The sequence below is a fragment of the Ruegeria sp. HKCCD7628 genome, assembly GCF_057221005.1.
Window position 1 is genome coordinate 57,730 of the sequence record NZ_JBWVBA010000004.1, and the last position, 21,573, is coordinate 79,302.

The window sequence follows — 21,573 nt, forward strand, 5'->3', positions numbered from 1 at the left end:
GCCGCTACGCCCCCTCGACGCCATCAAGATAGACCATCGGGTCGAAGTCATCGGGCAGATCGTCCAACCACTCTTCCGCCTTTGCCAGCTCTTCAGCCTCATAGGTCTCGGGCTTCCAAATCTGGAAGGTATCGCCGGCGGCTATAAAGAAAGCCTCGCCTTCCAGATCGATCTTGTTGCGCAGCTTGGCGGGCAGTACCAGACGACCCGTTTCATCAACGTTGGTCGGATGGGACTGACCGTGGAACATGCGTTGCAGCATCCGGCGCTGCATAGATCCGCGCGGCAAAGCATCAATCTTGGCGTCGACCTCGTCGATCGCTTCCATTGTGTAGCATTCAAGGTATTTTCGACGATGATCGCCGTAGACTATCACAAGCTCAGGGTTATCACCGGGTTGCCAGTTCGGGTCCGAAGTTTCAAGCACACGGCGAAATGAGGCCGGGATCGACACCCTGCCCTTCGTATCCACCTTGTGGTGGCTTTCACCTCTGAACCTGCGCGCCAAGACGACTGTCCCTTTCGCTTGCGCCCCACTTGAACTTCACGTTTCCCCCGGATGAAAAACGGCGGGTTGATCTGCTGCCACTGATCAACCCGCCGCATTGGCCCGCTGAGCGGGAAGTCCAGCTGCGCGCGCCACCTGGGGGGGATGTCTGCTCGCCCGCGCGCCGGATCTCTTGATTGATGAAAGCGAGATGCCTGTATGAAACCTGAATTTTATTGGTTCGGGGTCGTTTGGTGCCCCATGTGCCTCGTCCTCATCGGATGTATAAGGGATGCCATGGGAATTCATGGAAATCAAATAAAAAATTCAGGCATGTCATCACGGAAGGCCCACTATAAGGAGGAATTCAATAGACGCAAACAGGAAAAGCATACCAGAAAAAGTGTCCATATCGCGCCTAGCTACGATATATAGATAAATATAAGCTGAACCCACTATGTCCCACGATTTCCCAACTTTTTTCCAAAATGTGCGGATTCTTGGGTGATCGCCATTCAAACACGCCCTAGAAACCGCGAATCAGCGTCTGAAAACGAGCTGATTATCATCGTCTGCAGAAAGACCCATGGTTTCCCATTTACCCCTCCCCCAAAAGATTCTTCTCTTTTTCAACGAGCGAGGGCGCTCTCAAAGCGCACAAATTTCAGGAAATGGCGATGAAAGTTGGGGCAAACTTTATGCGCAAGCAATCAAGGTGACACTTGTGGCGAAAACTGTAAATCGTGAAAACCCTTATTTTTAAGGCACTTTTGGCAGATATCTTACAACGCTTTGATATCTATGCACTTGCCGCATAGCAGCATTGACGACGTGAGCTATTGTGCAATCGCAGCATTCGCCTATCTTCAGTCTCAAGCAAACGCCGGAACGATCCGGCAGCAAAGAGACATATCGGGTTAAGCAAATGGCAGCAGTAACACATCAGACAGCGCTCAAAGGCGCACCGGCAACCGGCCTGGCTTCTCTGATTGAAGCCGCAAAAACCCGGTACGCCCGTTATCGCATCTATCGCCAGACAGTCAACGAGCTGTCCGAGCTGTCGAACCGCGAACTGGCTGATCTTGGCCTACACCGGTCGATGATCCGTCGCCTCGCGATGCAGGCGGCAGAAGAATACTGCGCACGCTAAGCGCACCGACATAACCGAGATCAGGTCCTTCCTCCTCCCTTTAGGGCCTGTATTTCAGCGGCGGCACCTCTCCTCCTCCCTGGTGTCGCCGCAGATTATACCGGCCCTGAATGCCGGAACGTGACACACCGGGTTCTCCTCCTCCCTTTCCCGGTGTTGAAAGCGCGCGGCGACGTCTCTCCTCCTCCCTGACGTCGCCGCGTCTTACAGATACCGGGATCAGACCCGGAAACAGATACATCGGGGCTCTCCTCCTCCCTGCCCTGATGTTGAAAGAGCGCGACGACACCTCTCCTCCTCCCTGGTGTCGTCGCGACTTACACATACCGGGATCAAACCCGGATTCGGATACATCGGGACTCTCCTCCTCCCTGTCTCGATGTTGCAAAGAACGGCGGTTTCCTCTCCTCCTCCCTGGAAACCGCCGTTTTTCTTTTTCTGAACGCAAAAAAGGCGCCGCGGTCAGAACCGGGCGCCTTCGCAGATTCGAGCATGTGCCGTCAGGCACATTCCATTTGATTAAAACGGTACGTCGTCCTTAGCCGACAGGAATCGCGATACGACCTTCTTCACCCCGGCCTTGTCGAAATCGACCTCGACCTTGTCGCCTTCGATGTCGATCACCGCGCCATAGCCGAATTTCTGGTGAAATACCCGCTCACCCAGCGTGAAACTCACCAGTGCCGTCGCATCGATCACCGTATTGCGGCTTTCTTTGGGCTGAGACATCCCATACTGCCCCTGCCGCGCCTGCATCCGTTTCCAGCCCGGCGAGTTATAGACATTTGCTTCGGCCGCGCGGGTTTCGATGCTGGCCGTAGCCTGCCCGCCGCCGTACAGGCCCGGAGGCGTCAGCACCTCTACATGGTTCTCGGGTAACTCGTCGATGAATCGCGATGGCATCGCGTTTTGCCACTGCCCGAACACCCGCCGATTGGCCGCGAAGGAAATCGTGCAGACCTCTTCAGCGCGGGTGATACCGACATAGGCCAGCCGTCGCTCCTCCTCCAAACCCTTCAGGCCGGATTCGTCCATCGAGCGTTGCGAGGGGAACAACCCATCCTCCCACCCCGGCAGGAACACGGCAGGAAACTCCAACCCCTTGGCCGCGTGCAGCGTCATGATCGAGACTTTGGCCCCGTCGCCGTCCTGCTCATTGTCCATGACCAGACTGACATGTTCCAAGAACCCCTGCAGGTTCTCGAAATTATCCAACTGGTTGACCAGTTCCTTGAGGTTTTCCAACCGCCCCGGCGCCTCGGGCGTCTTTTCATTCTGCCAGTGGGCCGTATAGCCGGATTCATCCAGAATGATCTGCGCCAGTTCGATATGCGACACTTCAGGCTCACCAAACCGCAGCGGCGCGCCGTCGTCGATGACCGTATCATCCTCGACCTCGATTCGCGGCCCGCGCGTCATCGCATTCCAGCGCGCCAGCCCCTCGATCAGCTCTCGCAAAGCCTTGCCGCCTTTGCCCTTGATCAGCCCATTGTCGACCGCAATCCGTGCCCCATCGACCAGCGACACGCCATTTTCGCGCGCGGTCATTTGGATCGTCTGTTGCGCCTTGTCGCCCAAACCGCGCTTGGGCGTATTCACAATCCGCTCGAACGCCAGATCGTCACCGGGGCTGACCACCAGCCGGAAATAGGCCATGGCATCGCGGATCTCCATCCGCTCATAGAACCGAGGGCCGCCGATCACCTTATAAGGCAAACCGATGGTCAGAAACCGATCCTCGAACGCGCGCATCTGGTGCGAGGCACGGACAAGGATGGCGATCTCATCCAGATAGAATCTCGGGAAAGCCGCTTCCAGTGATCGACCTTCTTGCTGCCTCATCGTCAATTCCCAGATAAGACTTTTCCGATGATCGTCTGCCAAAAAGCTCTTATTCTGCTTCAACCTATCGAGGACATCCTCTCTTCTATTGAGCCCCTTCAATGCACCCAGTTCATCGAGACGCTCAACCTCCCTCATCATCTGATCTGATCGAGAGTTTTGTCTTCGTTTAGCAACAGGAGAACTCCCGTTAACAAGGTCGTCGATTTGCTCGCCGATCCAGCGCGCTTCTTCCTCGCCATCCCAATGGCCGATCAAGCGAACATTTTCGCCATTTTCTGCGGCCGTCCACAGTTCCTTACCCAGACGGTTTTCGTTGCCCCTAATGACATTCGAGGCGGCAGCCAGAATATGCGGAGTCGATCGGTAGTTCTGCTCAAGCCGCACCACAAACGCGCCGGGGAAATCCTTTTCGAACCGCAGGATATTGCCAACCTCGGCCCCGCGCCAGCCATAGATCGACTGGTCATCATCGCCCACGCAACAGATGTTTTTATGCGCCCCGGCCAGCAGCCGCAGCCACAGGTATTGGGCAACGTTGGTATCCTGATACTCGTCCACCAAAATATAGCGGAACCAGCGCTGATATTGCTGCAACACATCCTCGTGCTGCTGAAAGATCGAGACCATGTGCAACAACAGATCGCCGAAATCGACGGCGTTCAGCTCGCGCAGGCGGGTCTGGTATTGGGCATAAAGCTCAATACCCTTGCTGTTATACGCCCCCGCATCGGCAGCGGGCACCTTGTCGGGCGTCAGCGCGCGGTTCTTCCAGTCGTCGATGATCCCGGCCAACATTCGCGGGGGCCAGCGTTTCTCGTCAATATTCGCCAGCTTGATCAACTGCTTGAGCAGGCGCAGCTGTTCATCCGTGTCCAGAATGGTGAAGTTCGATTTCAAACCCACCAGTTCCGCATGGCGGCGCAGCAGCTTGACGCAGATCGAATGAAATGTGCCCAGCCACGGCATCCCCTCGGCCGGTTGGCCCAACAGGCGACCCACGCGATCACGCATCTCGCGCGCGGCTTTGTTGGTGAATGTCACGGCCAGAATCTCATTCGGCCGCGCCTGCCCCTTGGTCAGAAGATGCGCAATCCGCGCCGTGAGTGCTTTGGTTTTGCCGGTCCCCGCCCCGGCCAACATCAGAACCGGCCCATCCAGACGCTCAACCGCTTCGCGCTGCGCCGGGTTCAGTTCATCAAGATAAGGTGCGGGGCGCGCAACCATGGCGCGCTGGGACAGGGATGCGCCTTCAAAGGCGTCCATTTCATCGAAACTGCTCATCGTGCCAAGCTACGCCGAATAAGGCCCGAGGGAAAGGGTTTGTTCACCCCTTGTTCGCCAAGATTTGCCGTTTGAACTATAAGCAATTCTATTCAACAGCTGTGCATTTTGCCGGCCCGCGTTAACCTTTGCTCAAAAAAGCGCACTCGATAGTGAATTCAAAGCTGTGGGAGCGCGATCATGGAACAAAAACTTAAACCAGGCTGGTCATATCGGCTGAAATTGGCGGCCATTGTGCTGACGCTTTTGTCCCTGACCGCGTTTTCTGGCTGGGGAATATACGCGGTGCCTGCTCCGGTCGTGGACCGTATGCTTGAAGCGGACCTGAGAAAAGAAGCCACGCAGCTCGGCAAACAAGTGACATCGCACCTGAAGGATGTTCAAGCCACGTTCCAAACAGGATTCGTCGGCGGCCATGATCAGGAGTTTCTTGAGCTTTTGCCCGCAACATCCGACATCTATCGTTTCAAACTGTTCAACGCAGATGATCGCGTCTTCTGGTCTTCACGGTCCTCCGACCTAGGGTCAGTGAACTCCAAACCGTACTTTGACACCGTAATCAAACAGGGCAATATCTACTATAAACACGAAGAAAAACCTTTATCCGAGGTCGAGGATTTCGATGGCGACGCTATTCACGCCTCGGGCCCGCAAACACGCCACGTTGCGGAAATCTACACTCCGATCATTCGAGACGGTCGTTTTCTGGGCGCGATTGAGTTCTATTCGGACATTACGGATGTCAGGAACCTGTTCATCGATCGCGTGCGGTTGTCTCTGTTTATTCTCAGCACTGTTGCCCTTCTTGCGTTCAGTGTCGTGACATTGGTCGTGTTCCGCTCTAACCGCCGTCAGGTTCAAAGCCTTCGCGGGCGCGCAGCCAAGGAACGTGAGCTTATGGACGAACAATTGCGTTTGGCCCGAGAAGTCCGTTTGCTGGGCGAGTTGAATGAATGGCTGCAATCCAGCCGGTCTCTGGACGAGCTGTTCGACATGGTCTCGCGTTTCATGACCCACATCCTGCCCGAGGCAGAGGGCAGTGTGTATGTATACTCGAACTCACGCGATGTGCTGGATGGGTGTGCCAGTTGGAATGGTGGCACGCATAAGTCTCACATCCACCCCGAAGGATGCTGGGGCCTGCGTCGGGGGCGAACCTATGAATTCGGTGCGTCCGAGATTGACTTTGTATGTGAACATGCCGAGCCCCATGATGGCCGTCCTTACTTCTGCTTCCCGATTCTGGCCCACGGCGAAACGGTTGGTCTGCTGCATCTGCGGGCGCTGGAAGGTCGCGACAAGTGCTTTCACAAAAGCCGCAAACTGGCGCAGCTATGTGCAGAGCAAATCAGCATGGCAATCGCCAACGTTCGGATGCGCGACCAGTTGCATGACCAGTCAGTGCGGGACCCGCTGACCGGCTTGTTCAACCGGCGGCACATGACCGAGACGTTGCGCAAGTCCATTAGCCGCAGCCAGCAAACAGGCGCTCCGCTCAGCCTGATTGCTGTGGACGTGGATCACTTCAAAAAGTTCAACGACACTCATGGGCACGACGCCGGAGATATGGTTTTGCGCGCTGTTGGATCGGCAATGGAACAAGAGTGTGACCGGGATGAGATCGCCTGCAGGATCGGTGGGGAAGAGTTCATGCTGATCCTGCCCGACAATACTCAGGAAGATGCCATGACCCGCGCTGAACAGCTGCGCCAGGCGGTTGAAGGTATTACCGTGCGGTACGGTGAAAAATCGCTACCCCGCATAACGATTTCTGTGGGTGTCGCCAATTACCCGGCGCATGGAACCATGCCGCAGGATCTTATGCGCTCGGCGGATGATGCGCTGTATGAGGCCAAGGACAAAGGCCGCAATCAGGTTCAGGTTGCCGGAAAGATTGATCCGAGCTCTGGGCGCGGGGATCAGACTGGCGTTACAACACCTTCCATCGCCAAAATTAGCGCAAAGTCCTAAATTTCTTGCCGAATCAGACGCCAACCACGATCAATCCGTATGGATTTGCACAGCAGATATCCCAGCATCGAAGATCTGAAGCGTCGGGCCAAAACCAGAATCCCCCATTTCGTGTGGGAATACCTGGACAGCGGTACCGGAGTCGAAGCAACACTGAACCGAAACCGCGCCGCCCTGGATCGTATTGGCTTTTTGCCCTCAATCCTGCACGGAACGATATCTTGTGACACCGGCACCGATTTTTTGGGGAAACGTTACCCGCTCCCGTTTGGTGTAGCTCCGATCGGAATGGCGGGCTTGATCTGGCCCGACGCCGAGGGGGTTTTGGCGCGGGCCTGCGCGGCGGCAAGCCTGCCTTTTACCCTCTCAAACGTTGCGACCCAAAGCCCCGAAGACCTGGACGGCCACATTGGGGATGACGCGTGGTTTCAACTCTACCCCCCAAAGGACCCAGACATCCGCATGGATTTGCTCAACCGGGTCAAAGCTGCCGGATTCTCAACGCTGGTAATGACTGCGGACGTGCCGGTGGCGTCTCGACGGGAAAGACAAATCCGTTCGGGGCTTACGAACCCGCCCAGGCTGACCCCCCGCTTGCTGGCACAAATCATTCAACGGCCTGCATGGGCCCTTGCCATGGCGCGTAGCGGGCCACCGCGGATGCGCACATTGGACAAGTACACCGACGATTCAAGCAATCTCCCTCCGACAGCGCATGTTGGGTATCTACTGCGCACGTCGCCGGACATGGACTATGTCAGATGGCTGCGCGATGCGTGGGATGGTCCTTTCATAGTTAAAGGGGTTATGCGTGCCGAGGATGCTGAACCGCTGAAACAGGCGGGTGTCGACGCCTTGTGGATATCCAATCACGGTGGTCGACAGTTCGACGCCGCCCCCGCAAGTATCGAGGCGCTACCAGCCATTCGTGCCGCGACAGATCTGCCACTGATACTCGATAGCGGCATCGAAGGGGGGCTGGATATTCTGCGCGCGAAAGCACTGGGCGCAGATTTGGTCATGCTTGGGCGTGGGTTCATGTATGCTCTCGCAGCCCTAGGCGTCGATGGCCCTGACCATGCGATAGACATTCTGCGGCAAGATCTGCTGGCGAATATGGGTCAGCTGGGGGCAGAATCTCTAGATCACTTGCCACCTGCAATATCTCAGATTGATGCTGCGGCGCGGCACGTGTAATACGTTAGCGCCAACATAGGGCGTTTGCGAGCGTTAACATGCCGGTTCTACCCAGAACGACTGATATACGTGCGCGTATTGTCCGCTTATGAACACGGCCAAACCATAAAGACCGGGACCGCAAATGACCGACTTCAACAAGATCCTGATCGCCAACCGCGGCGAGATTGCCATTCGCGTGATGCGCGCAGCCAATGAGATGGGCAAACGCACCGTCGCTGTCTTCGCCGAAGAGGACAAGCTGGGCCTGCACCGTTTTAAGGCGGATGAGGCGTATCGCATTGGCGAAGGCATGGGCCCGGTGGCTGCATATCTTTCGATTGATGAAATCATCCGCGTCGCCAAGGAATGCGGCGCAGACGCGATCCACCCGGGTTACGGCCTGCTGTCGGAAAACCCCGATTTCGTGGATGCCTGTGTGCAGAACGGCATAACCTTCATCGGACCGAAAGCTGAAACCATGCGCGCCCTTGGCGACAAGGCCAGCGCCCGCCGCGTTGCGATTGCAGCTGGCGTTCCGGTCATTCCGGCAACCGAGGTTCTGGGCGATGACATGGACGCGATCCGCGCGGAGGCCGCCGAGATCGGTTACCCGCTGATGCTGAAGGCCAGCTGGGGCGGAGGCGGACGCGGGATGCGCCCGATCGAATCCGAGGCAGAGCTGGAAGAAAAGGTACTGGAAGGCCGCCGCGAGGCCGAGGCCGCTTTTGGCAATGGAGAAGGCTATCTGGAAAAGATGATCACCCGTGCCCGCCATGTCGAGGTGCAGATTCTGGGCGACAAGCACGGTGAGATTTACCACCTGTACGAACGCGACTGCTCGGTTCAGCGCCGGAACCAGAAGGTCGTGGAACGCGCCCCTGCCCCGTATCTGTCTGACGAACAGCGCGCGGAAATCTGTGAACTCGGCCGCAAAATCTGCGCCCATGTGAATTATGAATGCGCGGGCACGGTCGAATTCCTGATGGATATGGAAACCGGCAAGTTCTACTTCATCGAAGTGAACCCCCGCGTACAGGTCGAACATACCGTCACCGAAGAGGTCACGGGCATCGACATCGTGCAGGCGCAAATCCTGATCGCCGAGGGTAAAACTCTGGCCGAAGCAACCGGCGCTGCCAGCCAGTCCGACGTGCGTCTGAACGGTCACGCGCTGCAGACGCGGATCACGACCGAAGATCCGCAGAACAATTTTATCCCCGATTATGGCCGCATCACCGCCTATCGCTCGGCCACCGGAATGGGCATTCGTCTGGATGGCGGCACGGCCTATGCGGGCGGGGTGATCACGCGTTATTACGACTCGTTGCTGACCAAGGTCACGGCCAAGGCGCCCACGCCTGAGGCTGCGATTGCGCGGATGGACCGGGCGCTGCGCGAGTTCCGTATTCGCGGTGTCAGCACCAATATCGACTTTGTTATCAACCTGCTGAAGCACCCGACCTTCCTGTCGAACGAATACACCACCAAGTTCATCGACACGACGCCGGACCTGTTTGCCTTCAAGCGGCGCCGCGACCGGGGCACCAAAGTTCTGACCTATATCGCGGATATTACCGTGAACGGGCACCCCGAGACCAAGGACCGTCCCGAACCCCGCGCCGACCTGAAAGAGGCCAAGCCCCCCGCGTTGAAGGGGGAACCCCAAATGGGCACCCGCAACCTGCTGGAACAGAAAGGCCCGCAGGCGGTCGCAGACTGGATGAAGGCGCAGCGCCAGTTGCTGATCACCGACACCACCATGCGCGACGGGCACCAGTCGCTGTTGGCCACGCGGATGCGCTCAATCGACATGATCAAGGTGGCACCGACCTACGCGGCCAACCTGCCGCAGTTGTTCTCGGTCGAATGCTGGGGCGGAGCGACATTCGATGTGGCCTACCGCTTCTTGCAGGAATGCCCGTGGCAGCGTCTGCGTGACCTGCGCGAAGCGATGCCGAACCTGATGACCCAGATGCTGCTGCGTGGCGCGAACGGGGTTGGCTACACCAACTACCCCGACAACGTGGTGCAGGAATTCGTCCGTCAGGCGTCGCAGAATATCGACGTGTTCCGCGTGTTCGACTCGCTGAACTGGGTCGAGAACATGCGCGTTGCCATGGATGCGGTGGTTGAGAACGGCAAAATCTGTGAGGGCACCGTTTGTTATACCGGTGATATTCTGGACCCGGATCGCGCCAAATATGACCTGAAATACTATGTCGGCATGGCGAAAGAGCTGCGCGACGCGGGCGCGCATGTTCTGGGCCTGAAAGACATGGCGGGTCTGCTGAAACCGGCCTCGGCCAAGATCTTGATCCGCGCGTTGAAGGAAGAGGTCGGACTGCCGATCCACTTCCACACGCACGACACCGCGGGCATCGCCAGCGCCACCATTCTGGCCGCGTCCGAGGCGGGCGTGGACGCGGTGGATTGCGCGATGGACAGCTTCTCGGGCAACACTTCTCAGGCGACGCTGGGCACCGTGGTCGAGGCGCTGCGCCACACGGATCGTGACACCGGGTTGGACATCAAGGCCATCCGCGAGATCAGTGACTACTTCGAAGCAGTTCGTGGCCAATACGCGGCGTTTGAGTCCAGCCTGCAGGCTCCGGCCTCCGAGGTTTATCTGCACGAAATGCCCGGCGGTCAGTTCACCAACCTCAAGGCGCAGGCGCGCAGCTTGGGGCTGGAGGAACGCTGGCATGAGGTCGCTCAGATGTATGCCGACGTGAACCAGATGTTCGGCGATATCGTCAAGGTGACACCATCGTCCAAGGTGGTTGGTGACATGGCGCTAATGATGGTCAGCCAGGGCCTGACCCGTGCTGACGTTGAAAGCCCGGATTCGGATGTGGCCTTCCCTGATTCAGTCGTGGACATGATGCGCGGCAACCTGGGCCAACCTCCGGGCGGGTTCCCCGACACCATCATCCACAAGGTCCTCAAGGACGAGGCCCCCAACACGGACCGCCCCGGCAAGGATGTACCTGCCGTCGATCTTGAAGCCACCCGCGCCGAGCTGTCGAAGCAACTGGAAGGCAAAGAGGTCGATGACGAGGATCTGAACGGGTATCTGATGTATCCCAAGGTCTTCCTGGACTATATGGGCCGCCACCGTACCTATGGTCCGGTTCGCACCCTGCCCACGCGCACCTTTTTCTATGGAATGGAACCGGGCGAAGAAATCACGGCCGAGATCGACCCCGGCAAGACGTTGGAAATTCGGTGTCAGGCCATTGGTGAGACCGACGAAAAAGGTGAAGTGAAGGTCTTTTTTGAACTCAACGGCCAACCGCGTGTAATTCGAGTGCCGAACCGTCTTGTCACGTCGTCGACACAGACGCGCCCCAAGGCTGAAACCGGCAACCCCAGCCACATCGGCGCACCAATGCCCGGCGTCGTCGCAACCGTTTCCGTTACTGCCGGACAAGAGGTGAAGGAAGGCGACCTGTTGCTGACCATCGAAGCCATGAAGATGGAAACTGGCATCCACGCAGAGCGTGACGCGACCGTTAAGGCGATCCACGTGCAGCCCGGCGGCCAGATTGACGCTAAGGACCTACTGGTCGAACTTGAGTGAACGATCTAGTTTAATTCCCAACCTTCGGGCCGCTCGGACATCCGGGCGGCCCGTCGCTTTGCAAACGGGAGGGAAAACATGCTGTCTATCACACCTATCTACGCTGCGCTGCTGGCGATCATCTACGTCGCTCTCAGCGGCTGGGTCATTAGTACCCGCCGGAGCCAAAAGATCTCGTATGGCGACTCGGGCAACGGCGAGATGCTTAAAGCGGTACGAACCCATTCCAACTTTGCAGAATATGCTCCGTTTGGGTTGCTGCTGATCGCCATGGTCGAGCTTCAGGGGGCGAGCGGCCTGATGGTCAATCTGTTGGGGCTGTGTTTGCTGTCCGGACGCATGCTGCATGCCTACGGATTCGGTAAGACGCCTCAGATCGTTATCCTACGCCAACTCGGTATGGTTTTGACGTTTACAGCCCTTCTGGTGGCGGCTATCTCGAATCTGATATTGGCCTTTTGATCACCGCAACACGGGTCAGCCGGTCAAAACACGTGTTTCAACCCTAGGCAATTGCCCGAGGTCAGGCTCGGCCTTTCCAAGCCTGTCCTCGTCCCGCACACTCAGTGCACAGCTTAAAACGATCAAACCGGCCAATAGAGCCGTCTTTATGTCTGCTACCCGCTTCATTTCCTCGTTTCCATCTTTGTTGTTTTGCGTTGCTCTATGTCTTGAACACTTCAGCAGCGCATTTCCGTCGAAATATTTTTGCACCTTTTTGTGCTTTTCCGCTTGCAGCCCTGCGCGGGAATTTATACATCCCTCCTCACTCAACGGCGCGGGCGTAGCTCAGGGGTAGAGCATAACCTTGCCAAGGTTAGGGTCGGGCGTTCGAATCGCCTCGCCCGCTCCATTGAGAGGTCTTCGGACCAACATAGTATCTGATGCGGGCGTAGCTCAGGGGTAGAGCATAACCTTGCCAAGGTTAGGGTCGGGCGTTCGAATCGCCTCGCCCGCTCCAGATACCAAATTCTTGAAACTTTTCTGGCCACCTGCCGATTGTTACGCCATTCTGTTGGCGTTGTAGGTGTTATCGTTACAAGTTTCAGGATTTTAACATGTCAGGATATAGTATCAGGTCACTGACCGCCGATGAATTGCAACACGCCGTTGACTGGGCCGGCCGCGAAGGGTGGAACCCCGGCGTGCACGACGCTCAGTGTTTTCGCCCAACAGACCCAAGTGGATTTCTGGGCGGCTTTCTGGATGGTGAGATGATCGCGTCGGTCTCGGCCGTGAACTATGACGACGCTTTTTCGTTCCTTGGCTTTTACATTGTTCGGCCCGAATTTCGACATCACGGCCACGGTCTCGAGATAGCCAGACACGCACTTGCCCATTGTGAAGGCCGCAACATGGGGCTGGATGGCGTGGTCGAGCAACAGGATAATTACCGGAAATCAGGGTTCACCTTTGCCTACAACAATTTCCGCTTCGGCGCCCCCGTTCGACAGGTCTTGCCCAAACTGGGTCAAGTTCTGGGCAATGGGGTTGCGCCCATAAAGACAGCCACCGACGCCCTTAAAGCCTACGACCGACAGCTATTCCCGGCAGCGCGGGACGCATTTTTGCAAAGCTGGCTAAGCGCCTACTCCCACATCTCACGCGTCTACACCGAAAATGGTCAGATCAGAGGATATGCCACCCTTCGCCCCTGCAAAACGGGGTACAAAGTCGGCCCGCTTTTTGCCGATGACGCCGCAATTGCTCAGGCGCTTTTGGCCAGTTTGCTCGCCGCTATTCCCGTAGATCATCGCGATCACGATGTCTTTGTCGACATGCCCCAGCCCAACGATGCCGCCATCGCGATGGCGCAGCAGTTGGAGTTAAAGAAAGTGTTCGAAACAGCGCGCATGTATTCCGATCATGAACCGGACATCGACCTGAGTCGGGTTTTCGGGGTAACTACGTTTGAGTTGGGTTAGAACGCCTTGAACGTCATCGTGGTCAGCGATCTTTCGATATCAGGAATCACCAGCAAGTTTTCGTTGATGAAATGACCCACATCTTCAGTTTCCGGAATATAGAGCTTTAGCAGCAGGTCGTATTCACCACTGGTCGAATAAAGCTCGGAATGAATTTCGCGCAGGGCGATGTCTTCGGCCACCTTATAGGTGGTGCCGGGTTTGCAGCGGATCTGGATGAAAACGCAGGTGGACATGGGCCGGGCCTTATTGGTTCGTGTTGGTCGCAAGCTGGCACGAGGCGCGCCAGGGTGCAATCCCCTGCAACAGTTTACGGCGAATGCGCCTTTGCGGTCTGGATATGCGCGCCCTTCCCCGTCTATAAGCGCGCCTGTAGCAAAAGGAATTCGCCCATGCGCAGCGCAAAGATCAGCCGTCAGACCGCCGAAACCGAAATCTCGGTCGAGGTCAATCTGGACGGCACCGGCACCTATGACAACCAGACCGGCGTCGGGTTCTTCGATCATATGCTGGACCAGCTGGCGCGTCATTCGCTGATCGACATGACGATCCGCGCCAAGGGCGATTACCACATCGACGACCACCACACGGTCGAAGACACCGGCATCGCGCTGGGTCAGGCGCTGACGCAGGCATTGGGCGACAAGAAGGGCATCCGGCGCTATGGCGAATGCCACTTGCCGATGGATGACGCGCAGGTGCGCTGTGCGCTTGACCTGTCGGGCCGTCCGTTCCTGATCTGGAACGTGGACCTGCCGACGCACAAGATCGGCACGTTCGACACCGAGTTGGTACGTGAGTTCTTTCAGGCGCTGTCCACCCATGGCGGCATCACCCTGCATATCGACCAGTTGCACGGCTTCAACAGCCACCACATTGCCGAAGCTGCCTTTAAGGCCGTCGCCCGCGCCCTGCGACTCGCGGTCGAAACCGACCCGCGCAAGGCGGATGCGATTCCATCCACGAAAGGCGCGCTGTAGATGCTGACAGCGATCATTGACTACGAAAGCGGCAACCTGCACTCGGCGGAAAAGGCGTTTCAGCGGATGGCGCGGGAATTGGATGCGGGCGAGGTCGTCGTGACCGCGGACGCAGATGTTGTCGCGCGCGCCGACCGGCTGGTTCTGCCTGGCGACGGGGCTTTCCCGGCCTGCGCCGCCGAACTGCGCGGCCATAAGGGCATCCACGACGCCATGGTTGAGGCGGTGGAGCAAAAAGGCCGTCCGTTTCTTGGCATCTGCGTCGGGATGCAGCTGATGGCCTCTACAGGTCATGAATACACCGATACTGATGGTCTGGGCTGGGTTGCGGGCGATGTGGTGCGGATTGAACCGTCAGACAGCGCGCTGAAAGTCCCGCACATGGGCTGGAACGATCTGGTTCTGGAAAGCGATCACCCAGTGTTTGACGGGATAAAATCCGGCGATCACACCTATTTCGTCCACTCCTACCACTTGCGGGTCGCGGACCCAGCACAGCGTCTGGCCTATGTGGACTATGGGCGGGACGTCACGGCCGTGATTGGCCGTGACACGATGGTTGGAATGCAGTTTCACCCTGAGAAAAGCCAGGATGTGGGGCTGCGCATGATCGGCAACTTCCTGACGTGGAAGCCCTGATCCTTTACTGAACGCGGGTCCAAGTCTGGCCGCGGCAGATCAGACCACCCGCAGCACAGCCTTTGACGGTCAGCTTGTTCTGGCTGTCCAGTTGCATCTTTGAACTGTAGGTCTTATCGCGGTCCGGGGCCCAGATTTTGCCACCACCATAAGCGCCATCCCCTTGCGCCTGCATATCCCAGATCATCTGTTTACCCAAATTCTCATAGTTCAACGATTGATTGCCCGAGGCGTCAAACGCGCTATCGATGATTCCACAGATGGCACTGCCGCAGGGCTGGATCGAAACGTGCAGATAGTTGCCTTCATCTCCGGGCTCGGTTTTCCAAAGACCGTCGACCGGGTCTGCCAGCGCTGCCGTAGAAAGAACAGAAAAGGCCGCTGCTGCAATGAATGTAGATTTCATGATCTTCTCCCTTTTATGAGGCCACTTTGTCGCGCCTTATGTCGTCGGGCAAGAATGACCCCGCGTCGCGTTGCATCCCCTGCCCCGCTTGTGCGATATCCCCCGCGTGTAACACTGATATAGGGCCGCCGATCATGATCCTCTACCCCGCCATCGACCTCAAAGACGGCCAGGCCGTGCGCCTGTTGCGTGGCGAAATGGACAAGGCGACTGTGTTCAATGACGACCCGGCCGCCCAGGCGAAAGCATTTGTCGAAGCCGGCTGCGAGTGGCTGCATCTGGTCGACCTGAACGGTGCCTTCGCCGGCGAGCCGGTCAATGCCGCCCCGGTCGAGGCGATCCTGTCGGCATGCAAAGTCCCCGCCCAGCTAGGTGGAGGCATCCGCGATATGACAACAATCGAAACCTGGATCGACAAAGGGCTCGCCCGCGTCATTCTTGGTACCGTTGCGGTCGAAAATCCCGATCTGGTCCGCGAAGCCGCGCGTGAGTTTCCCGGCAAGGTCGCCGTGGGTATCGACGCCCGCAACGGCATGGTCGCCACCAAAGGCTGGGCCGAGGAAACCGATGTCGAGGTCACCGAACTTGCCCGCAGCTTCGAGGATGCGGGCGTCGCGGCCATCATCTACACCGATATCAACCGCGACGGCGCGATGCAGGGCCCGAATATTGAAGCCACAGCCGCCCTCGCCCGCGCCGTGTCCATTCCGGTGATCGCGTCGGGCGGAGTGAGCTCGCTGGATGATCTGATCGCCCTGCGCGATTGTGGCGTGGAATTGAATGGTGCCATTTCGGGCCGTGCGCTGTACGACGGGGCGCTTGATCTGAAAGAAGCGCTTGCCACGCTCGGCGCGTAATCAAGCCGACCGGCGGTTATTCCAGCTTCCATGTGTGTTTCCGGGGCTGCCCATCTTTGTATGGCTGCAGCTCCGTTTCACTGATTTTTATGAATTGAAAACAACCCGTCCAGTCTCCGGTCTTTTCGCACCACTTATCGCCATCAACATACCACTCGCCGTCGTAGGAGTTTCCCCCGAAATTACCGGCAAGTTTACCTTTTTTGCGACCAGTGCTGTATGCCTGTGCCCACTGCGTCTTGTCATCCTGATTAGAAATAGACCGGACTGTTGACCCGGGTAGGGTTGCCAAAAGTTCTGACTTGGACATGAAATCTTGCGCAAACGCTCCGGTGGTAAACACCCCGACACACATCACTGCTGCGCTGATTGTTTGTAAGGCAATTTTCATAAAAAACCTCCCAATATGTGCTTTGAAATGCGGCAATTCTATCACAAATCGCCGCCATCCCAAAACTTGAGAGGTATCGCCACGCACCCGCCGGCGTGGCAGAACCTTATTGCGCGGCCGCTGCAGTCAGTTTGGCCAGTGCGCCGCGCATCTTTTCGATGACTGGGGCATCAGAGACACCATTGAGATCCTCCAAGGTCTCTTTCGGGTCTTCATAGGCCAACCAAACCTGCCCGTTGGCGTCCTCATAAGCCTGAACCTTCAGCGGCAGGAACAGCCCGGCGCGCGGGTCGATCTGCATGGCGGGTGTACCAAGTGCAGGGTTGCCGAAGATCAGCACCTGATTGGCCGGGATCGGTGTACCCACCTTCTCGGCGCCGGCGGCATGGTCGACACGGGCAAAGACGGTTGCGCCTGCATTGCCGACAGCAGCCTCAAGCGCGTCCAGCGCCTCGGCCACGGATTTATTTGTCTCAACTTTGATGATGTCGTCTGCCATGGCGGACAGTGCCCCTCCGAATGTGAGTATTGAAGCCAGAATAAGATGTCGCATCTCGATAATCCTTTTCATGAATTTCATCCCTAATTTCCACGGCTTCGCGGGAGATCACAATCACAAGTCTGGCATCGGCGGGGCTTTGCCGTTAGAGGTGCGCCAACAAAGGACTTCGACATGCTGAAAACACGCATCATTCCCTGCCTGGACGTCGCTGATGGCCGCGTGGTCAAGGGCGTCAATTTTGTTGGCCTGCGCGATGCGGGCGATCCGGTGGAATCGGCCAAGGCCTATGATGAGGCTGGCGCGGATGAGATCTGTTTTCTGGACATTCACGCCACCCATGAAAACCGCGGTACCATGTTCGACGTGGTTCAACGCACGGCCGAGCAGTGCTTTGTCCCCCTGACCGTTGGCGGCGGCGTACGCACCAAGGACGATGTTCGTGCCCTGCTATTGGCCGGGGCGGATAAGGTCAGCTTCAACTCGGCCGCCGTGGCCAACCCCGATGTGATCGCCGAATCCGCCGATCAGTTCGGCAGTCAGTGCATCGTGTGCGCCATTGACGCCAAAACCGTCAGCCCCGGCAAGTGGGAGATTTTCACCCATGGCGGCCGCAAGCCCACCGGTATCGACGCGGTCGAGTTCGCCAAAACCGTCGTTGCCAAGGGTGCGGGTGAAATCCTGCTGACATCAATGGATCGCGACGGCACCAAGGCGGGGTTCAACCTGCCGCTGACCCGCGCCATTTCTGATGCTGTGGACGTGCCGGTGATCGCCTCGGGCGGGGTCGGCAATCTGGATCATCTGGTCGAAGGCGTCACCGAAGGTGGGGCCAGTGCGGTTCTTGCGGCCTCGATCTTCCATTTCGGCGAATACACTATCCGCGAGGCCAAAGAGCATATGGCCGCCGCCGGCATCCCCATGAGGCTGACATGAGTATCCTGCACGATCTGGCCGCCACGATCGACTCGCGCAAGGGGGCGGACCCCGACAGCAGTTGGACGGCCAAGCTGTTGTCCAAAGGCCCCGAGAAATGCGCCGAGAAATTCGGCGAAGAGGCCGTCGAGGCCATCATCGAAGCGGTCAAGAACGACAAAGCCGGGCTGACAGCCGAGGCAGCGGATGTGCTGTATCACCTGCTGGTCATGTTGGCCGCGCGCGATGTGGCGCTGGATGATGTGTTGGCCGAACTGGCCCGCCGTCAAGGTATCAGCGGCATCTCCGAAAAAGCTGCAAGGCCAAAGGGCTAGGCTTTCGCCGACGTGCCTTTATGATCGGGTTTCAACACCGAACGGATCAAAGGGCCCGCAGATGATCAAAACCTTGGCCACCCTATTGGCCCTTGTGGCGTTGACTGCTTGTGCCAGCCTTCCGCCCCAGACCGGGGACGAGGTGCAACGTCTGGCCACCGAAATCCGCAATCTGGGGCCTGGCATTGATCCATCCGAGGCCGACCGCGCCGCACGTATCACCTATGCCTATACCGCGCAGCTTGCGCAGGAATACCAGATCACCGATCCCCCGCTGATCCACAATGCCAAGGTCAACAAGGGCCTAAAGCCGCGCGGACTGTGCTGGCACTGGGCCGAGGATATCGAGCAGCGTCTGAACCAAGAGGGTTTCAAAACCCTGAAGATGCACCGGGCCATCGCCAATGCTGATAACCCGCTGCGAATTGACCACAGCACCGCGATTATCAGTCGTTCAGAGGATGGGATGCAGGACGGAATCATTCTGGACCCCTGGCGGTACGGCGGAACTCTTTTTTGGTCACCCTTCAGCGAGGACACCCGATATGACTGGGTCCCGCGCGAGGTTGTGTTGGCACAAAGGCGTATCGAACAATACGGCGAGCTCCTCGCCTATACAGGCGAATAGCTTATAGCTTGGACGAGATCACCCCGGTCGCGAACCCACCCATCCGCAGCTCGCCGAAAAGGCGCTGATATTCGATCTTGGGACAGCGATTCATCACCACATCAACACCGCGCGTCTGCGCCTTTGCTGCAGCGTCGGCATGTTCTACACCGATCTGCATCCAAATGGTTCCCAATTCCGGAAACGCATCCAGTGCTTGATCAACGATCGGAGGGACAGCCTCGGACCGTCGAAAAATATCAACCATATCGACCGATTCCCGAACATCTGACAAAGACGCCCGAACCTTGGTGCCAAACAGCTCTTTTCCCGCATGCCCAGGATTGACCGGGATAACCGTGTACCCCTTGAGCGATAAGTAGCGAGCAACATAATAGCTGGGCCGGACCGGGTTCATCGAAACACCAAGCACGGCCACAGTTTTCGTGCGCTTAAGTATGTTCGACAGAAATGCGTCTGTGTATTTAGTCATGCCGCCACCCTATGCGCAGTCCATCAAAGAAAAAAGCGCCCAGGTAATAACCCGGGCGCAAGGTGTTGGAACGAGGGACAGTGAAATGACCCGCGGCAGTTCCGTTCCGCGGTCACTGTGACATTTAAGCATGTCCTGGCTAAAAAAAAGAGGGGGAGCGCATTTTTGTGATGACAGATCACGAAAAGCGGAAATTCGCCTAGTTCTCGTAGAGGATAACAGGCCAGTTTGCCTCGGCCATTCGAATAAATCCGCTTGTATCCTGTTCCCACATACGCTCGATCGCTGGCGAATGCGTCAGGTAAAGGCGTCCATCGATCACCTGCCACAGGTTCGGGTCTGTACTGACCAATTCCCCCTGAGCCATTGCATAAGCGCAGTATCCTCCGAACTGAGGCGCGTACGCACGCGGGTTCATTTCGAACGCATCACGGTTTTCAGGTGTCGCAAAGTGCCACTCGGCCCCTTTCCACACCACAGAATACTCTGGGCGGCCGCGAACAGGGGCATCGCCGTTGAAATACGACACCGCATCATACCCAGCCATGGCTGCGCCATCCGTCTTGTAAAACACGGGTAAATGCTGCGCGAACGCAGCAGGAGCAAGCATAGAGGCGGTTATCGCGCCCAATAGGAAACGTCGGTACATCTTCATAAGGTCTTCATTAGGAAGTCAGGGTATCAAGATGCAATTGATTAACGCCGCTGAAACCCCAATTAACGCGGATGTGATCGCGCGTGGGTGAATAAACGCCCTAGTCGAAAATATCCTCGATCACATCCCATGCTTCGTCGAACACGCGTGAAAAGACGCTCTTTTTCTTCTTCTTTTTGGTCTTTCGCTGTTTTTCGATTCGGCGGTCCGGCTTTATGTCGGACAGCTTGCGCTTCGGCACCATTTTGAGGTCGTGCAACGGTGCGCCGCAGCTTGAACAGCTTAGCTCGTGGCGTTGCTTACCTTTCAGGACCAGCGCAGCTCGGGTGCCGCAATAGCAGCAGGTGACAATTTTCGAAGGGGTGGAAATGGCGCTCTCCTGTCTATCTATGCCTTGAAGCATATAGGGCAATTGCGGCCGCATTTGAGACATTCAGCGATCCAAAGCCGCCTGCCGCGTCAATTTTCACCAAGTGGTCAACGGTTTCCTTGGTTTTCTGCCTCAACCCCGGCCCCTCGGCCCCAAGCACCAAGGCGACCGGTTGGTCGAACTTACTATCCAGCGTCGCCTCAATCGTCTGCTCGGCCTCACCGTCCAGACCAAGGACCAGAAAACCCATATTCTGCAGCTCAACGATTGTATCGGCCAAGTTGCGCATGCGCAGGTAAGGTTGCCGCTCTAGCGCTCCACTGGCCGTTTTGGCCAAGGCACCGGTTTCCGGCGCCGAGTGGTGACGGGTGCCGATAACCGCACTGGCCCCCAGAACCTCGGCCGAGCGGAGAATCGCCCCGACGTTATGCGGGTCGGTCACACGGTCCAGCAGAATGACACGCGGATGTTCACGCCCGATACAGTTTTCGGCCAGCCCGCCCCAATCCAACGGCTTTACCTCAAGCGCGGCCCCCTGATGCACCGAGCCGGGGTCAATCGGAGCAGTAAACTTGCGCGGATCAACCATTTCAGCCTCGATCCCTGCAAATTCAATGGCTTCGTTCAGCTTGTCGCGGGCATTCCGGGTCACGATTAGGCGCAATTTCTGCCGTTTGGGGTTCATCAGGGCATCGCGCACAGCGTGCAAGCCGAACAGCCATACAGTTTCAGAAGCGGCCGCCTTGCGCGCCTGTTCCTTTTCAACGACCCACTTGGGTTTCTTCATTTCTTAGGCCTCCTGGCCGGGAATTCGGTTTCCTGCGCCAAAGCAGTATTTTCCTGTTGACGCTCGTTTAAGGCGCTAGTAATCACGCCTCCACGTCAGGTGCAACGCCTGACAGTGGGCGACAGGCCGCAAGGTGTGGCAGGGGACTGTAACTCCCTCGCGGAGACGCACGCCTGGTTCGATTCCAGGGTCGCCCACCATTTCCAAATTTCACTTAAAAT

General features: G+C 57.4%; 22 protein-coding genes and 3 tRNA genes. 15 read left to right on the forward strand and 10 right to left on the reverse strand.

The genetic code is table 11. The annotated features are described in order from the left end of the window. Positions 1-4: 4 nt before the first annotated feature. A complete protein-coding gene (mraZ, locus tag AC2TAD_RS10755) occupies positions 5-508 on the reverse strand; it encodes a division/cell wall cluster transcriptional repressor MraZ (protein ID WP_170352544.1) in 504 nt (167 codons plus the stop codon). 904 nt (positions 509-1,412) lie between these two features. On the opposite strand from mraZ, the gene AC2TAD_RS10760 reads away from it, so the two are divergent. Beyond that, positions 1,413-1,637 carry a DUF1127 domain-containing protein gene (locus AC2TAD_RS10760; RefSeq protein WP_170753086.1) on the forward strand — a complete coding sequence of 75 codons (225 nt, stop codon included), beginning with the start codon at positions 1,413-1,415 and terminating at the stop codon, positions 1,635-1,637. A gap of 519 nt (positions 1,638-2,156) precedes the next feature. Here AC2TAD_RS10760 and AC2TAD_RS10765 read toward each other — a convergent pair. Next, positions 2,157-4,763 (reverse strand): ATP-dependent helicase, encoded by a 2,607-nt coding sequence (locus AC2TAD_RS10765; RefSeq protein ID WP_480867636.1) that lies wholly within the window; start codon positions 4,761-4,763, stop codon positions 2,157-2,159. 180 nt (positions 4,764-4,943) lie between these two features. Between AC2TAD_RS10765 and AC2TAD_RS10770 the strand changes: the two genes are divergently transcribed. From AC2TAD_RS10770 to AC2TAD_RS10800, 7 genes are all read left to right on the forward strand, one after another. Beyond that, positions 4,944-6,734, forward strand: coding sequence for a sensor domain-containing diguanylate cyclase (locus tag AC2TAD_RS10770; protein WP_480867638.1), 1,791 nt, complete (start codon positions 4,944-4,946; stop codon positions 6,732-6,734). A 39-nt stretch (positions 6,735-6,773) separates the two neighbouring features. Beyond that, positions 6,774-7,931: an alpha-hydroxy acid oxidase gene (locus tag AC2TAD_RS10775; protein WP_480867640.1), complete on the forward strand. Its 1,158-nt coding sequence runs from the start codon at positions 6,774-6,776 to the stop codon at positions 7,929-7,931. Between the two features lie 124 nt (positions 7,932-8,055). Beyond that, positions 8,056-11,493: a pyruvate carboxylase gene (locus AC2TAD_RS10780; protein WP_480867642.1), complete on the forward strand. Its 3,438-nt coding sequence runs from the start codon at positions 8,056-8,058 to the stop codon at positions 11,491-11,493. A 78-nt stretch (positions 11,494-11,571) separates the two neighbouring features. Then, the gene (locus AC2TAD_RS10785) at positions 11,572-11,955 is read left to right on the forward strand and encodes an MAPEG family protein (RefSeq protein ID WP_480867644.1); all 384 of its coding nucleotides are present in this window, start codon (positions 11,572-11,574) and stop codon (positions 11,953-11,955) included. A 316-nt stretch (positions 11,956-12,271) separates the two neighbouring features. Continuing rightward, positions 12,272-12,346: transfer RNA gene (locus AC2TAD_RS10790), tRNA-Gly, on the forward strand. A 33-nt stretch (positions 12,347-12,379) separates the two neighbouring features. Then, positions 12,380-12,454 (forward strand) — tRNA-Gly (locus AC2TAD_RS10795). 97 nt (positions 12,455-12,551) lie between these two features. Then, complete coding sequence (locus tag AC2TAD_RS10800; RefSeq protein WP_170753097.1) at positions 12,552-13,418, forward strand: GNAT family N-acetyltransferase; 867 nt, start codon at positions 12,552-12,554, stop codon at positions 13,416-13,418. On the opposite strand, the gene AC2TAD_RS10805 is transcribed toward AC2TAD_RS10800, so the two are convergent. Then, positions 13,415-13,654: an Lrp/AsnC family transcriptional regulator gene (locus tag AC2TAD_RS10805; RefSeq protein ID WP_170753098.1), complete on the reverse strand. Its 240-nt coding sequence runs from the start codon at positions 13,652-13,654 to the stop codon at positions 13,415-13,417. The two genes, AC2TAD_RS10800 and AC2TAD_RS10805, sit on opposite strands and share 4 nt — an antisense overlap. A 156-nt stretch (positions 13,655-13,810) precedes the next feature. Between AC2TAD_RS10805 and hisB the strand changes: the two genes are divergently transcribed. Both hisB and hisH read left to right on the forward strand, forming a co-directional pair. Further along, positions 13,811-14,398 carry an imidazoleglycerol-phosphate dehydratase HisB gene (hisB, locus tag AC2TAD_RS10810; protein ID WP_170352535.1) on the forward strand — a complete coding sequence of 196 codons (588 nt, stop codon included), beginning with the start codon at positions 13,811-13,813 and terminating at the stop codon, positions 14,396-14,398. Beyond that, complete coding sequence (gene hisH, locus AC2TAD_RS10815) at positions 14,399-15,037, forward strand: imidazole glycerol phosphate synthase subunit HisH (protein WP_480867645.1); 639 nt, start codon at positions 14,399-14,401, stop codon at positions 15,035-15,037. 4 nt (positions 15,038-15,041) lie between these two features. Here the strand turns inward: hisH and AC2TAD_RS10820 are convergent, their stop codons facing one another. Continuing rightward, complete coding sequence (locus tag AC2TAD_RS10820; RefSeq protein WP_480867646.1) at positions 15,042-15,443, reverse strand: DUF2147 domain-containing protein; 402 nt, start codon at positions 15,441-15,443, stop codon at positions 15,042-15,044. A gap of 134 nt (positions 15,444-15,577) precedes the next feature. On the opposite strand from AC2TAD_RS10820, the gene hisA reads away from it, so the two are divergent. Beyond that, positions 15,578-16,300, forward strand: a complete 723-nt coding sequence (gene hisA, locus AC2TAD_RS10825) for a 1-(5-phosphoribosyl)-5-[(5-phosphoribosylamino)methylideneamino]imidazole-4-carboxamide isomerase (RefSeq protein ID WP_480867647.1) — start codon at positions 15,578-15,580, stop codon at positions 16,298-16,300. 16 nt (positions 16,301-16,316) lie between these two features. Here hisA and AC2TAD_RS10830 read toward each other — a convergent pair whose 3' ends face one another. Continuing rightward, on the reverse strand, positions 16,317-16,691 hold the full coding sequence (locus AC2TAD_RS10830; RefSeq protein ID WP_480867649.1) for a hypothetical protein: 375 nt from the start codon (positions 16,689-16,691) through the stop codon (positions 16,317-16,319). A gap of 106 nt (positions 16,692-16,797) precedes the next feature. Then, positions 16,798-17,190 carry a DUF302 domain-containing protein gene (locus tag AC2TAD_RS10835; protein WP_170753524.1) on the reverse strand — a complete coding sequence of 131 codons (393 nt, stop codon included), beginning with the start codon at positions 17,188-17,190 and terminating at the stop codon, positions 16,798-16,800. 174 nt (positions 17,191-17,364) lie between these two features. Here AC2TAD_RS10835 and hisF point away from each other — a divergent pair, with 174 nt between their 5' ends. From hisF to AC2TAD_RS10850, 3 genes are all read left to right on the forward strand, one after another. Then, the gene (hisF, locus tag AC2TAD_RS10840; RefSeq protein WP_170756401.1) at positions 17,365-18,126 is read left to right on the forward strand and encodes an imidazole glycerol phosphate synthase subunit HisF; all 762 of its coding nucleotides are present in this window, start codon (positions 17,365-17,367) and stop codon (positions 18,124-18,126) included. Beyond that, positions 18,123-18,440: a phosphoribosyl-ATP diphosphatase gene (locus tag AC2TAD_RS10845; protein WP_170352529.1), complete on the forward strand. Its 318-nt coding sequence runs from the start codon at positions 18,123-18,125 to the stop codon at positions 18,438-18,440. The genes hisF and AC2TAD_RS10845 overlap by 4 nt, the downstream gene beginning before the upstream one ends. A gap of 61 nt (positions 18,441-18,501) precedes the next feature. Further along, positions 18,502-19,068: a hypothetical protein gene (locus AC2TAD_RS10850; protein ID WP_480867650.1), complete on the forward strand. Its 567-nt coding sequence runs from the start codon at positions 18,502-18,504 to the stop codon at positions 19,066-19,068. A gap of 1 nt (position 19,069) precedes the next feature. Here the strand turns inward: AC2TAD_RS10850 and AC2TAD_RS10855 are convergent, their stop codons facing one another. From AC2TAD_RS10855 to rlmB, 4 genes are all read right to left on the reverse strand, one after another. Next, positions 19,070-19,540, reverse strand: a complete 471-nt coding sequence (locus tag AC2TAD_RS10855; protein ID WP_480867651.1) for a CoA-binding protein — start codon at positions 19,538-19,540, stop codon at positions 19,070-19,072. 199 nt (positions 19,541-19,739) lie between these two features. Beyond that, on the reverse strand, positions 19,740-20,195 hold the full coding sequence (locus AC2TAD_RS10860; protein WP_234899415.1) for a YHS domain-containing (seleno)protein: 456 nt from the start codon (positions 20,193-20,195) through the stop codon (positions 19,740-19,742). Positions 20,196-20,295: 100 nt separating this feature from the next. Beyond that, entirely contained in the window at positions 20,296-20,598 is a 303-nt protein-coding gene (locus AC2TAD_RS10865) for a hypothetical protein (protein WP_480496961.1), read from the reverse strand. Beyond that, the gene (rlmB, locus tag AC2TAD_RS10870) at positions 20,579-21,352 is read right to left on the reverse strand and encodes a 23S rRNA (guanosine(2251)-2'-O)-methyltransferase RlmB (RefSeq protein ID WP_170753113.1); all 774 of its coding nucleotides are present in this window, start codon (positions 21,350-21,352) and stop codon (positions 20,579-20,581) included. The genes AC2TAD_RS10865 and rlmB overlap by 20 nt, the downstream gene beginning before the upstream one ends. Positions 21,353-21,468: 116 nt before the next feature. Between rlmB and AC2TAD_RS10875 the strand changes: the two genes are divergently transcribed. After that, positions 21,469-21,552 (forward strand) — tRNA-Tyr (locus AC2TAD_RS10875). Positions 21,553-21,573 lie beyond the last annotated feature (21 nt).